Genomic DNA, 12,877 nt, shown 5'->3' on the forward strand with positions numbered 1-12,877 from the left:
CGAAGACACCCTGCCGGCCCGCGAGCCGGCGGCCGAGCGGGCTGCGCGCCTCCGCCTCGCCTGAGATCCGTGGCCGGGACGGGATCGTCCCGGATGCAGGATGCTGATGCGCGGGCGGCACGCTCGCCCGCGATCGATGGGGCCTGCCTTGCAGGCCTGGCGCCGGGCTGGCAGAAGCGGCCCGGCTTCCCGAATTGATGTCACTGTCGGAAGAGCGGGCCCGCGGCCCGAGCCGCCGAGAAGGAACGCATGACCGAGGCCCAGCACCGCACCGCGTCCACCCCGTCCGGCCCCGGATTCGAGGCTGGCCCGGTGCTGATCACCGGCGCCAGCGGCTTCCTCGGCCCGGCCCTGGTCGACGTGTTCCGCGCCGCCGGCTTCCCGGTGCGGGTGCTGGTGCGCGCCACCAGCCCGCGCACCAACCTGACCTGGCCCGACGTCGAGATCGTCGAGGGCGACATGCGCGACCCCGAGGCGGCCGCCGCCGGGATGCGCGGCATGCGCTACCTCGTCCATGCGGCGGCGGATTACCGGCTCTGGGCGCCGGACCCGGAAGAGATCGTGCGCACCAACCGCGAGGGCACCCGGGCCCTGATGCGGGCGGCTCTGGAGGCGAAAGTCGAGCGGGTGGTCTACACGTCGAGCGTCGCCACCATCAAGCCGCACGACGACGGCACGCCCGCCGACGAGACCCGGCCATTGACCCCGGAGACCGCCATCGGCGCCTACAAGCGCAGCAAGGTGGTGGCCGAGCGGGTGGTCGAGGAGATGGTCGCCCGCGACGGCCTGCCGGCGGTGATCGTCAACCCCTCGACCCCGATCGGCCCGCGCGACGTCAAGCCGACCCCGACCGGGCGGATCATCGTCGAGGCGGCGAACGGCAAGATGCCGGCCTTCGTCGATACGGGCTTGAACCTCGTCCATGTCGACGACGTGGCGAAGGGCCACCTGCTGGCCCTGCACAAGGGCCGCGTCGGCGAGCGCTACATCCTAGGCGGCGAGGACGTGCTCCTGTCCCGCATGCTCGCCGACATCGCCGGCCTCGTCGGGCGAAAGCCCCCGACCGTGCGGCTGCCCCGGGCGGCGGTCTATCCGGTGGCCTTCGTGTCCGAGCTGGCTGCCCGGATCACCGGCAAGGCGCCGCTCGCCACGATCGACGGCATCCGGATGTCGCGCTACCGGATGTTCTTCTCCGACGCCAAGGCGCGGGCCGAGCTCGGCTACGCGGCCCGGCCCTATCGCGACGGCCTGTCCGACGCCGTCGCCTGGTTCCGTCAGGCGGGATACATCCGATGACAACCGTCACCGAGGCGCGCTCCGGCAAGGGGCACCGCGACGAGAACTTCCCGGTCGCCTCGCACCTGATCCATCCGCGCCATCGCGGCCCGATCCTGGACTTCTACTACTATGTCCGGGCCGGCGACGACGTCGCCGACAATGCCGGCCTGTCGCCGGAGCGGAAGATCGCGCTCCTCGATCGCCTCGCCGACGCGCTGACCGGCCAGGGGCCCGACGACCCGGAAGCCGCCCCCTTGCGCCGCTCGCTCGCCGAGCGCGGGCTGCCGCCGCGCCACGCGCTCGAACTGCTCGACGCGTTCCGGATGGACGCGCACAAGACGCGCTACGAGAATTGGGACGAGCTGGCGCATTACTGCCGCTACTCGGCGGTGCCGGTCGGCCGCTTCGTCCTCGACGTCCATGGCGAGGATCCGGGCCGGACCTGGGCGACCTCGGACGCGATCTGCACCGCGCTTCAGGTGATCAACCACCTGCAGGATTGCGGCAAGGACTTTCGCAACGTCGATCGGGTCTACCTGCCGCGGGACATCCTGGAGAAGCACGGCGCCCGCATCGAGGATCTGGGCGCCGAGCGCGCGACGCCGGCGCTCCGCGCCGTGATCAAGGACCTGGCGCAACGCTGCCTCGACCTCCTCGAGGAGGGCCGGCCCCTGCCTGACCTGATCGACGACACGCGGCTTAGCCTGGAGATCGCGGCGATCCACCGCCTCGCGGTGCTGCTCGCCCGCGGCCTCCTCGTGCGTGACCCGCTGAGCGAGAAGGTCCATCACGGCAAGGCCGCCTTCGCGCTGACCGCGCTCGGGGCCGCCGCCACGACGCTTGCCCGGCGGCCGTTCCGCCGCCATCTCCATCCGGCCCTGCGGGGAGCCCGCCCGTGACCGCCCTCGCCTCCCAATCCGCCTCCCAACCCGAGGCGCCCGCCGAGGCCCCGGCCCTGCCGGCCGCCGGCTCGTCGTTCTACACCGCCATGCGGCTGCTGCCGGCCGAGCAGCGCGACGCGATGTACGCGGTCTACGCCTTCTGCCGCGCCGTCGACGACGTCGCCGACGATGGCGGCGCCCGCGAGGTCCGCGCGGCCGAGCTCGACCGCTGGCGCGCCGATATCGACGCCCTCTATGCCGGCCGCCCGGTGCCGCGGACGCAGGCCCTCGTCGGCCCGGTGCGGCAGTTCGGGCTGCGGCGCGAGGATTTCCAGGCGGTGATCGACGGCATGGCGATGGATGCCGAGGCCGACATCGTCGCCCCCGATTCCGCCACCCTCGACCTCTATTGCGACCGGGTGGCGAGCGCCGTCGGCCGGCTCTCGGTCCGGATCTTCGGCTTGGCCGAGGAGCCCGGCATCAGGCTCGCCCACCATCTCGGCCGGGCGCTGCAGCTCACCAACATCCTGCGCGACATCGACGAGGATGCCGAGCGCGGCCGGCTCTACCTGCCGGCCGAGCCGCTGGCGGCGATCGGGCTGACCCGGCCCACGCCGGAATCGGCGCTCGCCCATCCGCGCCTCGCGGAAGTCTGCGCCCGGCTCCTGGACGAGGCGCAAGCGCATTACGATGCCGCCTGGGCGATCATGAATCGCGAACCCCGCCGGGCCACCAAGGCGCCCCGGATCATGGGGGCGGCCTACCACCTGATCCTCGTCGGCCTGCGCAAGCGCGGCTGGGCGGCGCCCCGCACGCGGGTGAAGCCCGGCAAGCTCGCACTGGTTGGCGTCCTCCTGCGCCACGCGATCGTCTGATGGGTACGGTTCACGTCATCGGTGCCGGCCTCGCCGGCCTCTCCGCGGCCCTGCGCCTCGCCAAGGCCGGCCGGCGCGTCGTGGTGCACGAGGCGGCCAAGCAGGCCGGCGGGCGCTGCCGCTCCTATTTCGATCCGGCTCTCGGGCTGACGATCGACAACGGCAACCACCTGCTGCTCTCGGGAAACCGTGACTCGCTCGACTTCCTGAAGCTGGCCGGCGCGCCGGACGGCGTGCTCGCCGGGCCCGACGAGGCGGCCTTCGCCTTCGCCGACCTCGCCACGGGCGAACGCTGGACGCTGCGGCCGAATGCCGGGCGGCTTCCCTGGTGGGTGCTCGATGCCCGCCGCCGGGTCCCGGGCAGCCGCGCCCGCGACTACCTCGCCCCGCTCGGCATCTTCCGCGGCGCGACGCGCTCCGCGACGATCGGCGAGAGCATGGCCTGCGAGGGGCTGCTGTGGGACCGGCTCTGGCGCCCGGTGCTGCTCGCCGCCCTCAACACCGAGCCGCAGGAGAGCGATGCGGGCCTCGCCGCCACCATCCTGCGGGAGACGCTCGGCGCCGGCGGCCGGGCCTGCCGGCCGCTGGTCGCTGTCGAGGGGCTGTCGGCGGCCTTCGTCGATCCGGCCCTGACGGCTCTGGCGGGGGCCGGTGCCGAGGTGCGCTTCGGGCGGCGCCTGCGGTCGCTCGGGATCGCGGGCGGGCGCCTGACCCGGCTCGACTTCTCGGACGGGGCGGAAGAAGTCGGGCCCGAGGATGCGGCGGTGCTGGCGCTGCCCGCCTGGGTCGCCGCCGACCTGATGCCGGGTCTGAGCGTGCCGGAGAGCCATCGCTCGATCGTCAACGCCCATTTCGCGCTTGCCCCGAAGCCGGGGGCACCGCTGCTGCTGGGCGTCGTCGGCGGCGTGACCGAGTGGCTGTTCTCCTATCCCGACCGGCTCTCGGTGACGATCAGCGGCGCCGACCGTCTGCTCGACGTGCCCCGCGAGGATCTCGCCCGCACGATCTGGGACGAGGTCTCGCGCCTCTCGGGGTTCGCCGGCGAGCCTCTGCCGCGTTGGCAGATCGTCAAGGAGAAGCGTGCCACCTTCGCGGCGACGCCGACCGAGACGGCGCGCCGACCGGGTGCGCGCACGCACATCGAAAACCTGGCGCTCGCCGGAGACTGGACCGCGACCGGGCTGCCCTCGACCATCGAGGGTGCGATCCGCTCCGGGGCGATGGCGGCGCAGGTTCTGGTTGGTAACCGTTCCGGCGCTCGCGCCGGCAGCAACGCTGCGTTGCGCGGAGCTGCTTGACGCGGGGACCCTGTTTCGGGAACAGCGTGGGCGTGCGCGGCGTTTTGTGCGCCGCGAAAACAAGTCGGGATGGCATCATGGGCGGCGGGGCGGAGCCGCCCTCACCAGAGGAAGGCAGAGATACCGTGGGCAAGGTCGAGACGCTGCAACGCAAGAGCACGCAGGACATCACCCTCGACGAGGTCGAGCGGCGGGTGTCGGCGGCGTCCCGGGCGCTGACGCAGCTGGCGCATGCCGACGGGCACTGGTGCTTCGAACTCGAGGCGGACGCCACCATCCCGTCCGAATACATCCTCTACCACCACTTCCGCGCGTCGATCCCGCCGCGGGAGCTGGAGGAGAAGATCGCCGTCTACCTGCGCCGGACGCAGAGCCCGCTGCACCACGGCTGGGCCCTGGTGCATGAGGGCCCTCTCGACATCAGCGCCACCGTCAAGGCGTACTTCGCCCTCAAGATGATCGGCGATCCGATCGACGCACCGCATATGCGCCGGGCCCGGGAGGCGATCCTCCAGCGCGGCGGCGCGGCCCATGCCAACGTCTTCACCCGCACCCTGCTCGCCCTCTACGGCGAGGTGCCATGGAGCGCCGTGCCGGTGATGCCGGTCGAGGTGATGCTGCTGCCGCGGTGGTTCCCGTTCCACCTCGACAAGGTGTCCTACTGGGCCCGCACCGTGATGGTGCCGCTCTTCGTGCTGCAGGTGAAGAAGCCCCGGGCCAAGAATCCCCGCGGCATCGGCGTGCGCGAGCTGTTCACCCAGGATCCGGAGCGGATCCGGCGCTGGCCTTCCGGCGCCCAGGAATCCTCGCCCTGGCGCCCGGTCTTCGCGGTGATCGACGACATCCTGCGGGTGGTCGAGCCCTTCTTTCCGAAGAAGCCGCGGGCCCGCGCCATCGACAAGGCGGTGGCCTTCGTCAGCGAGCGCCTGAACGGTGAGGACGGCCTGGGCGCCATCTACCCGGCCATCGCCAACTCGGTGCTGATGTACGAGGCGCTCGGCTACCCGGAGGACCACCCCCTGGTGGCGACGGCGCGCTCGGCGGTGGAGAAGCTCGTCACCGTCAAGGAGCACGAGGCCTACGTCCAGCCGTGCCTCTCGCCGGTCTGGGACACGGCGCTCGCCGCCCACGCCCTGATGGAGGCCGGTGGGCAGGAGAACGAGCGCCAGGCCCGTGCCGCCCTCGAATGGCTCAAGCCCCTCCAGGTGCTCGACATCAAGGGCGACTGGGCGGCTCGCAAGCCGGATGTGCGCCCGGGCGGCTGGGCGTTCCAGTACAACAACGCCCATTATCCCGACCTCGACGACACCGCCGTGGTGGCGATGGCGATGGACCGGGCGCAGACCCGCCTCGGCCCCGGCGAGGGCGGCTCGGACTACACCCAGTCGATCGCCCGTGCCCGCGAGTGGATCGAGGGCCTGCAGAGCCGCGACGGAGGCTTCGCCGCCTTCGATGCCGACAACACCTACCACTACCTGAACTACATCCCGTTCTCCGACCACGGCGCGCTGCTCGACCCGCCGACCGCCGACGTCACGGCCCGCTGCATCTCGATGCTGGCCCAGCTCGGCGAGACCAAGGAGACGAGCCCTGCCCTCGCCCGGGCCGTCGACTACCTGCTCGCCGACCAGGAGGAGGACGGCAGCTGGTACGGCCGCTGGGGCATGAACTACATCTACGGCACCTGGTCGGCGCTCTGCGCGCTGAACGCCGCCGGCCACGACCCGGCCTCCGCGCCGGTCCGCAAGGCGGTGGAGTGGCTGGTCTCGATCCAGAACCCGGATGGCGGCTGGGGCGAGGACGCGGCGAGCTACAAGCTCGAATATCGCGGCTACGAGCGGGCGGCGAGCACCGCCTCGCAGACGGCCTGGGCGCTGATCGCCCTGATGGCGGCGGGCGAGGCCGACCACCCGGCGGTGGCGCGCGGGGTCAACTACCTCGCCCGCACGCAAGGGCCGGACGGGCTGTGGGGCGAGGAATTCTACACCGGCACCGGCTTCCCGCGGGTGTTCTACCTGCGCTATCACGGCTACGCGAAGTTCTTCCCGCTCTGGGCGCTGGCGCGCTACCGCAACCTCCAGCGGGGCAACAGCCGCCGGGTCGCGGTGGGGATGTAGCCCCCACGGCGTGACCGCGCTTCCTCGGAACGACCCTCGGCGCTCGGGCATTCACGGGCCGGGAGCCCCGCGATGACCCTGTACAGCTACCACATCTCGCACGAGCAATGCCCGCCGCGGGCACTGCTCGCTCTGGCTCAGCGGGCCGAGCAGGCCGGCTTCGACGGGGCCTTCTCCTCCGACCACCTCCAGCCCTGGTCGCCGAGCCAGGGTGAATCCGGCTTCGCCTGGGCCTGGCTCGGCGCCGCCCTGCAGGCGACCGAGCGGCTGACCTTCGGGATCATCTCGGTGCCGGGGGGCTGGCGCTACCACCCGGTGGTGCTGGCGCAGGCCGTGGCGACCCTCGGGCAGATGTTCCCGGGCCGGGTGCCGTGGGTGGCCCTCGGCAGCGGTCAGGCGATGAACGAGCGCGCCACCGGCGGGCCATGGCCCGACAAGGCCGAGCGCAACGCCCGCCTGCGGGAGGGCGCCGAGATCATGCGGGCGCTGCTGGCCGGCGAGACCGTGACGCAGCGCGGCCGCCTGACGGCGGTGGACGCCAAGGTGTGGTCGTTGCCCGAGACCCCGACCCGCCTCGTGGGCGCCGCCACCAGCGTCGAGACCGCCGCCTGGCTCGGCACCTGGGCCGACGGGCTCCTCACCGTCGGCACCAGCCCCGAGACCCTGGGGCCGATCGTCGACGCCTTCCGGGAGAATGGCGGCGCCGACAAGCCGGTCTTCCTCAAGATGGACCTCAGCTACGCCCCCGACCCGGCCCAGGCCCTGCACCAGGCCCATGCCGAGTGGCGCTTCAACGCCCTGCCGGCGGCGGTGGCCTGGGAACTGCCCCGCCCGGCGGACTTCGAGGCCGCCGCCCGCTATCTGCGCCCCGAGGACATGCACGAGGCGGTGCTGATCTCCCACGACCTTCCGGCCCTGACCGAGCGCATCGCTGCCTGTGCGGCGCTCGGATTCGACAGCATCGACCTGCACCAGGTCGGCGGCAGCCAGCCAGCCTTCATCGACGCTTTCGGCGAACGGGTGCTGCCGACCTTGCACGGCCGCAAGGCGCCGGTGATCGAGTTCGACCCGTTCGGGCGCAAGCCCGCAGCGCGGGCGGGATAGGATCCTGCCGCGCTCTCGCGGATTTTTCGGCCCCGGAACGCAAAAAAGGCGCCCGACCGGCCGGTCGGGCGCCTCGCTCGGTCGTGCGTTTCGGATCAGTAACCGTAATAGAAGCGACGCGGCGGGCCGTAATACGGACGCCGCCAATACGGACGCGGGCCGTAATAGCCGTAGCGCGGGCCGTAGAACGGCCGCGGCCCGTAGAACGGACGGCAATAGCCGAAGCGGTTCGGGAAGAAGCCCGGGCCGCAGCCGCCGGCCACCGTCGTCACGCCCGTCTCCGGCGCGAGCGTGCCCGCTGCGCCGAGGCCGATCGGGGCGGCCTGCGCAGCCGAGGCAAGGCCCAGACCGCCCGCCACGAGGGCGGCCATCCCGAGCACCTTGACGTGCATCATCGTGGGATCTCTCCTTGAGAGTGAGGGGCAGCCGCTTGGACCGCCCTGCCCTCCCAGGAAAGAACTAACGACCTGAATGCACGATGAGCGCGCCGGTCGGCTGCCGCTCATCGCGCCGGGTCAGCGGCGCCGGCTGGAGGGCTTCTCCGGGGACTTCTCCGAAGCCGGCCCGGAGACCACCGGGTCGGCCGCCGCCCGCATCGCCGCGCCGCGGCCGCGCCGGCTCTGCCCGAGGCCGGAACTCTTGGCGAGTTCGGAGCGCTGGGCGGCGTAGTTGGCGGCGACCATGGGATAGTCCGGCGGCAAGCCCCATTTCTGGCGGTACTGTTCGGGGGTGAGCCCACGTCCCGCCAAGTGACGCTTGAGCGTCTTGTAGGGCTTGCCGTCCTCGAGGCTGATGATGTGATCCGGGGTGACGGTCCGGCGGATCGGGACCGGCGGCGTCGCCTTCTCGGGTTCCGGCGCGGGTGCCGCGCCGAGCTGGCTCAGCGAGGTGTGGACCGCTGCGATCAGCCCTGGGACCTCCGCCGCCGGAACGGAGTTGTTCGCCACATAGGCCGACACGACATCGGCGGCGAGCTCGATCAGATCGAGCGATCGGGTGGGGTCATCGTTGGTCATGGCGCACCAGATCGAAGTGACCAGCTCAAGAGGGCACGTGTTGTCGTGAGCGTCAACCGCAGAGGATATGCGTAACAACAGATTTCGTCGGTCGCGATACAAAATAGAAAAAGTATCGTACACGATTGATCGGAGGAATCGGCGTCGCGCCGGAGGCGCCCCAGCCTGGGCGGCGCCGGCGCAACACCCACCCGGATATCGTGCTAGCCCGTTGGTCCTGACGGTTTTTTCGTGGGTGGTGGTTTCCCCTCGCGGGGGAAATGCCCTAGCTGTTACTGCATTGCGCCATCCGGCGTCCCGTTCCTGTCTGCACGATCCTCAAGACCTCTCATGACCGACAAGAACCGCCGCTTCCTGGTCGCCGGCACGGCCACCGGCCTTGCCTCGACGCTGCTGGTGGGCGTGTTGCCGCGCCCCGCCCAAGCCTGGACCGACCAGGACTATGCCCCCGTCCGGCGCCGGCGCTCCCGTGATCCTGTTCCGGCAGAGGACGGCACGTTCTACGACACGCGGGGCCAGGCCACGGACCCGTACTATCGGGGCGAGCCGGCGCCCGCGGAGGTGCCGGAGGATTCGTTCTGGGGCGGCGGCCGGCGCGCCGTGGCGCCGCCGCAGGGCGCCGTCGATCCGAACGCCGCCATCGTGGTCGATGACGGACCGATCGATTTCGCCCGCGCCTATGCGGCCGTCGAGACCGAGCCGTTCCCGGTCCCGGCCTTCCGCTGGCGCCGGGCCAACCCGTCCTTCCTGCGCCAGGAGGTCGCCTATGGCGGCCGCTACGCGCCCGGCACGATCGTGGTCGATCCGCGGGCCCGCCATCTCTACCTGGTCCAGGAGGGCGGCCGGGCGCGCCGCTACGGGGTCGGGGTCGGTCGCCAGGGCTTCTCCTGGTCGGGGGCGGCCACCATCAACTCCAAGCAGGCGTGGCCGGACTGGTACCCGCCCAAGGAGATGATCGCCCGCCAGCCGGCCCTGGCCCGCAGCGTGTCCAAGCTGCAAAGCGGGCTCGGCGTGCCGGGCGGCCCGCGCAACCCGCTCGGCGCCCGTGCGCTCTACCTGTGGCAGAACAACAAGGACACGCTCTACCGCATCCACGGCACCACCGAGCCTGAGAGCATCGGCCGCAGCGTCTCCTCGGGCTGCATCCGGATGATCAACCAGGATGCGATCGACCTCTACGCCCGGGTGCCGGTGGGCGCGCAGGTGGTGGTGCTGGGCTGACGGTACGGGCGAAGGATCAAGGCCGCCGCAGGGCCGGTACGCCCCCCGTCATCCCCTGCGGCAAGCCGGCCCCCTCCTCGGCCTGGTCGACCGCCTGCAGCACGAACTGCCGCAGGGCCTCCGCCTCGGCGGCGGCCTCCGCTACGAGGGCCCGCACCTCCGGCTCGGGAGCCGACAGGATCTCGGCCTCGAGCGCCTCGGTCAGGCGCTCGAGGCTGCGGTCGGGTCGCCACTGGGTCATCGCGGGACTCCCTCGGAATCGAGTCGCAGCAACGCGCGGCGCAGCCGCTTGCGGGCAGTGTCGTAATCCGTCCGGGACAGGCCGTGCCGGGCGCGGATCTCGGCGGCGGAGCAGCCGTAGCTCATCCCCTCGATGATCCGCAGCACGGTCTCGTCGCCGGAGAACAGCGCCACGATCGCGCCGAGCGCCTGCGCGGCGGCGACCGCCCGCTCGGGATCAGCTCCCTCGCGATCCGTCGGGTCCTGCTCCCGCCACGCCCGTTCCTGAGCCAGCCGCCGCCGGAGGTCGTGCTCGATCGAGCGCATGCAACCGGCCAGGAAGACCAGGATCGGGACCCCCGGCGGCCAGCGCCGCGTCCCATCGAGCGCCCGCACGATCGCCTCGTGCAGGATGTCCGGCCATTCGATGCCGGGAAGCCGGCGCGCCCGCAGCCGGGCGAGCGCCCGCAGGCGCGCGAGTTCGACGCTCGACAGGCCGCGGATCGCCCCCGCGATGTCGCGTTGCTCCGCCTCGTCCGTCTCCATCGTCGGTCCTGTCCGCACTCCTTCGGCGTCATGCGCACGAGCGGCCATCGCACGGCACATCTATGCCCGGCACGTCGCCCACGCGGCGGCCGCGGACGAGGCCGGGCTGCGCAGCGCCCTGGAGGTGGCACTGGCAGTCATCCCCCGCGAGCGCTTCCTGCCGACCGGTCCCTGGCACCTGGCCCGCCCGTCCGGCGGCTATCTGCCGACGCCCGACGACGACCCGGTCTATCTCTACCAGGATGTGCCGGTGGCGATCCGCCCGGAGAGGCACCTCAACAACGGGCAGCCCTCCTTCCTGGCCGGCCTGATCGCCCGGGGCCGGCCGGCCCGTGGGATGAGTGCGGTGCATGTCGGCACGGGGACCGGCTACTACACGGCTCTCCTCGCCGCCTTCGCCGGCGAGGAGGGGCGCGTGTTCGGCATCGAGCACGAGCCCGAACTCGCGGCTCTCGCAGCCGAGGCGCTGGCCGGGCTGCCGCAGGTCCGCCTCGTCGCCGGCGACGGCGCCGCCATGCCGCTGCCCCCGGCCGACCTCATCCTCGTCAATGCCGGCGCGGCGCGCCCGGCCGAACCTTGGCTCGACGCGCTGAAGATCGGCGGCCGATTGATCCTGCCCCTCACGGCGGGACCGTTGCCCGGCACGCCCGTCACCCGGGGAGCCGTCTTCCTGATCGAGCGTCGCGACGCGCGGCATTACGCAGCACGCTGCCTGTCCCCGACCCTGATCTATCCGTGCGCCGGCGCCCGCGACCCGGAGGCCGAGCGGGCCCTGGCGCGGGCCTTGGCGGCCGGCGGCCAGGACTCCGTCCGGAGTCTCGAGCGCACGGATACGATTCCCGAGGACAGGTGCTGGCTGCGCGGGCCGGGCTGGTGCCTCGCCTATGGGTGACGGGCGGGACCGCACGGGCTCCGGCTTTTGCGCCGGCTTCGTCCGCGCGAGGGGCGAAGCCGGCGACGATGGCCCGGGAGGCCGACGCATCGCGGCATCCCGGAGCCGGGCGCTACGCGGGCGGCCGGACCTTGGGGCTCGGGACCGCCTGCGCGGTCGCCGGATCGGCCAGGATCGCCTTGACGGCCGGCACCGCGGCGGCGGCGGCGACGAGGCCGGTGTTGCGCCGGGCGTAGAGGCCCCAGGCCGTGACGATGAGCGTGATCAGCGCGCCGGTCAGCGTGGCGGCGGTATCGGCATCGATCCAGCCGCGCCCGACGGCGACGCCGCCGCCGAACTGCAGCAGGGTGCGCAGCAGCGCGGTGAGCTGTTCCGGGTTCATGAGAGGCTCCTGGTGAAGGCCGGCATGTCCGCGTCAAGCCGCGACGGCTTTGCCGCAGGCGGGGCAGGCGGTCCGTGAGGCCGCCCGATCGGGAGCGGTGTGGAATCCGAGCGCGGCGGCGCGCACCTCCTCGACCCGCCGGCCCCAGCCGCGGCCGAAGCGCGGCCAGGTCGAGAGCGCGCGCAGGAAGGCCAGCCGCCCGTCGCTCAGGGCGCCGATCAGCGCCGACACGTCCCGGCCCTGAAGCGCCGCCAGCGTCACCGGCCCGAGCCGCCCGTCATCGGCCACGGCCAGCGCCCGTTGCAGCCCGATCACCGCGCGGCGCGGCCCGCTGTTCACCGCGAAGTCGAACAGCGCGTAATCCAGCCCCGCCGGCAGCGCGTCGCCCTGGATCGCGTCCCAGAACCGGCGCCGGTACAGCGGCGCCACGCTCGACGGCGCCAGGGCCCGCACCTCCGCCTTCGTCGCCGGCCGGCCGAGCCACAGGCTCAGCGTGCCGATCGTCACCCCGAGGTTCGTCGCCCCGCCCGGGTCGGCGGGGTCGTCCGACCACCCGCCCTCGTGCTTCAGGACAAGCGAAAGCGCCCGCTCGAACGTCGTCGCGGTCATCAGTGTCTCCGGATTGTCAGGGGGTCGTGCAGCGCGCCGGCCGATCGGCGCAGCCGCGGATCAAGCCGTGGTCAGGGGAGGACGGTCAGAGGGCGGCCGCCTGGCGCCACAGCGCGTCCAGGGCTGCCGCATCGTAGCCGAGCGCTGCGCCGAGCTGCGCCACCATCGGGTGGCCGCGCTCGAACGCCGTCGCGCCGGACAACAGCATCCGGGCGGCGAACTGCTCCGCCGCGGGCAGGCCCGCCACCGCAGCCTCGATCCGCGCCGGAAGCGTGCCGGTCATCACCGCCGCCAGCGCAGCGTCCTGGCTGATGGTGCCGGCCGCCGCCAACGCCTGGAAGAACTGCCGATCCGACACCGCCGGCAGGACAGCCGCCGGCGCTGCCGGTTCGAGCGCGGCGAGCTGCGCCGCCAGCGTGTCGCGCTCGCTCACCGCGGC

14 protein-coding genes and 1 pseudogene are annotated in these 12,877 nt (G+C 72.6%); 8 read left to right on the plus strand and 7 right to left on the minus strand.

Annotated elements, in window-relative coordinates; translation table 11 throughout:
* Nucleotides 1-249: 249 nt before the first annotated feature.
* From hpnA to VQ03_RS22735, 6 genes are all read left to right on the plus strand, one after another.
* On the plus strand, nt 250-1,296 hold the full coding sequence (gene hpnA / locus VQ03_RS22710) for a hopanoid-associated sugar epimerase (protein ID WP_048453180.1): 1,047 nt from the start codon (nt 250-252) through the stop codon (nt 1,294-1,296).
* Nucleotides 1,293-2,177 (plus strand): squalene synthase HpnC, encoded by an 885-nt coding sequence (gene hpnC, locus VQ03_RS22715; protein ID WP_048453181.1) that lies wholly within the window; start codon nt 1,293-1,295, stop codon nt 2,175-2,177. Before hpnA ends, hpnC begins: the two co-directional genes overlap by 4 nt.
* Nucleotides 2,174-3,034, plus strand: a complete 861-nt coding sequence (gene hpnD / locus VQ03_RS22720; protein WP_048453182.1) for a presqualene diphosphate synthase HpnD — start codon at nt 2,174-2,176, stop codon at nt 3,032-3,034. The genes hpnC and hpnD overlap by 4 nt, the downstream gene beginning before the upstream one ends.
* Nucleotides 3,031-4,332: a hydroxysqualene dehydroxylase HpnE gene (gene hpnE / locus VQ03_RS22725; protein WP_048453191.1), complete on the plus strand. Its 1,302-nt coding sequence runs from the start codon at nt 3,031-3,033 to the stop codon at nt 4,330-4,332. Before hpnD ends, hpnE begins: the two co-directional genes overlap by 4 nt.
* 77 nt (nt 4,333-4,409) lie before the next feature.
* On the plus strand, nt 4,410-6,449 hold the full coding sequence (gene shc, locus VQ03_RS22730) for a squalene--hopene cyclase (protein WP_053078701.1): 2,040 nt from the start codon (nt 4,410-4,412) through the stop codon (nt 6,447-6,449).
* A gap of 72 nt (nt 6,450-6,521) precedes the next feature.
* Complete coding sequence (locus VQ03_RS22735; RefSeq protein ID WP_048453184.1) at nt 6,522-7,553, plus strand: TIGR03885 family FMN-dependent LLM class oxidoreductase; 1,032 nt, start codon at nt 6,522-6,524, stop codon at nt 7,551-7,553.
* A 95-nt stretch (nt 7,554-7,648) separates the two neighbouring features.
* Here the strand turns inward: VQ03_RS22735 and VQ03_RS22740 are convergent, their stop codons facing one another.
* Nucleotides 7,649-7,948: a GCG_CRPN prefix-to-repeats domain-containing protein gene (locus VQ03_RS22740; RefSeq protein ID WP_048453185.1), complete on the minus strand. Its 300-nt coding sequence runs from the start codon at nt 7,946-7,948 to the stop codon at nt 7,649-7,651.
* 120 nt (nt 7,949-8,068) lie between these two features.
* Complete coding sequence (locus tag VQ03_RS22745) at nt 8,069-8,569, minus strand: Ros/MucR family transcriptional regulator (RefSeq protein ID WP_048453186.1); 501 nt, start codon at nt 8,567-8,569, stop codon at nt 8,069-8,071.
* Nucleotides 8,570-8,899: 330 nt separating this feature from the next.
* Here VQ03_RS22745 and VQ03_RS22750 point away from each other — a divergent pair, with 330 nt between their 5' ends.
* Nucleotides 8,900-9,790, plus strand: coding sequence for a L,D-transpeptidase (locus VQ03_RS22750; RefSeq protein WP_048453187.1), 891 nt, complete (start codon nt 8,900-8,902; stop codon nt 9,788-9,790).
* Nucleotides 9,791-9,806: 16 nt separating this feature from the next.
* Here the strand turns inward: VQ03_RS22750 and VQ03_RS22755 are convergent, their stop codons facing one another.
* Nucleotides 9,807-10,031 carry a hypothetical protein gene (locus VQ03_RS22755; RefSeq protein WP_048453188.1) on the minus strand — a complete coding sequence of 75 codons (225 nt, stop codon included), beginning with the start codon at nt 10,029-10,031 and terminating at the stop codon, nt 9,807-9,809.
* The gene (locus VQ03_RS22760) at nt 10,028-10,555 is read right to left on the minus strand and encodes an RNA polymerase sigma factor (protein ID WP_245292172.1); all 528 of its coding nucleotides are present in this window, start codon (nt 10,553-10,555) and stop codon (nt 10,028-10,030) included. Before VQ03_RS22760 ends, VQ03_RS22755 begins: the two co-directional genes overlap by 4 nt.
* A gap of 124 nt (nt 10,556-10,679) precedes the next feature.
* Here VQ03_RS22760 and VQ03_RS22765 point away from each other — a divergent pair, with 124 nt between their 5' ends.
* On the plus strand, nt 10,680-11,447 hold the full coding sequence (locus VQ03_RS22765; RefSeq protein ID WP_245292173.1) for a protein-L-isoaspartate O-methyltransferase family protein: 768 nt from the start codon (nt 10,680-10,682) through the stop codon (nt 11,445-11,447).
* Nucleotides 11,448-11,559: 112 nt separating this feature from the next.
* Here VQ03_RS22765 and VQ03_RS31130 read toward each other — a convergent pair whose 3' ends face one another.
* The 3 genes and pseudogenes from VQ03_RS31130 to VQ03_RS33910 form a co-directional block, all read right to left on the minus strand.
* A complete protein-coding gene (locus VQ03_RS31130; RefSeq protein ID WP_053078702.1) occupies nt 11,560-11,829 on the minus strand; it encodes a Pam3-gp28 family putative phage holin in 270 nt (89 codons plus the stop codon).
* A 33-nt stretch (nt 11,830-11,862) separates the two neighbouring features.
* Nucleotides 11,863-12,438 (minus strand): glycoside hydrolase family 108 protein, encoded by a 576-nt coding sequence (locus VQ03_RS22770; RefSeq protein ID WP_048453189.1) that lies wholly within the window; start codon nt 12,436-12,438, stop codon nt 11,863-11,865.
* An 85-nt stretch (nt 12,439-12,523) separates the two neighbouring features.
* Nucleotides 12,524-12,877 (minus strand): annotated as a pseudogene (locus VQ03_RS33910) (hypothetical protein); the annotation flags it as partial.

Origin of the sequence: Methylobacterium tarhaniae, from assembly GCF_001043955.1 — a bacterium.
Lineage (GTDB): Bacteria > Pseudomonadota > Alphaproteobacteria > Rhizobiales > Beijerinckiaceae > Methylobacterium > Methylobacterium tarhaniae.

Excerpts from the sequence above, each read along its gene's own strand:
- hpnA (WP_048453180.1), top strand. The coding sequence starts at position 250 with ATGACCGAGGCCCAGCACCGCACCGCGTCCACCCCGTCCGGCCCCGGA.
- hpnC (WP_048453181.1), top strand. The coding sequence starts at position 1,293 with ATGACAACCGTCACCGAGGCGCGCTCCGGCAAGGGGCACCGCGACGAG.
- shc (WP_053078701.1), top strand. The coding sequence starts at position 4,410 with ATGGGCGGCGGGGCGGAGCCGCCCTCACCAGAGGAAGGCAGAGATACC.
- VQ03_RS22735 (WP_048453184.1), top strand. The coding sequence starts at position 6,522 with ATGACCCTGTACAGCTACCACATCTCGCACGAGCAATGCCCGCCGCGG.
- VQ03_RS22740 (WP_048453185.1), bottom strand. The coding sequence starts at position 7,948 with ATGATGCACGTCAAGGTGCTCGGGATGGCCGCCCTCGTGGCGGGCGGT.
- VQ03_RS22745 (WP_048453186.1), bottom strand. The coding sequence starts at position 8,569 with ATGACCAACGATGACCCCACCCGATCGCTCGATCTGATCGAGCTCGCC.
- VQ03_RS22750 (WP_048453187.1), top strand. The coding sequence starts at position 8,900 with ATGACCGACAAGAACCGCCGCTTCCTGGTCGCCGGCACGGCCACCGGC.
- VQ03_RS22755 (WP_048453188.1), bottom strand. The coding sequence starts at position 10,031 with ATGACCCAGTGGCGACCCGACCGCAGCCTCGAGCGCCTGACCGAGGCG.
- VQ03_RS22760 (WP_245292172.1), bottom strand. The coding sequence starts at position 10,555 with ATGGAGACGGACGAGGCGGAGCAACGCGACATCGCGGGGGCGATCCGC.
- VQ03_RS31130 (WP_053078702.1), bottom strand. The coding sequence starts at position 11,829 with ATGAACCCGGAACAGCTCACCGCGCTGCTGCGCACCCTGCTGCAGTTC.
- VQ03_RS22770 (WP_048453189.1), bottom strand. The coding sequence starts at position 12,438 with ATGACCGCGACGACGTTCGAGCGGGCGCTTTCGCTTGTCCTGAAGCAC.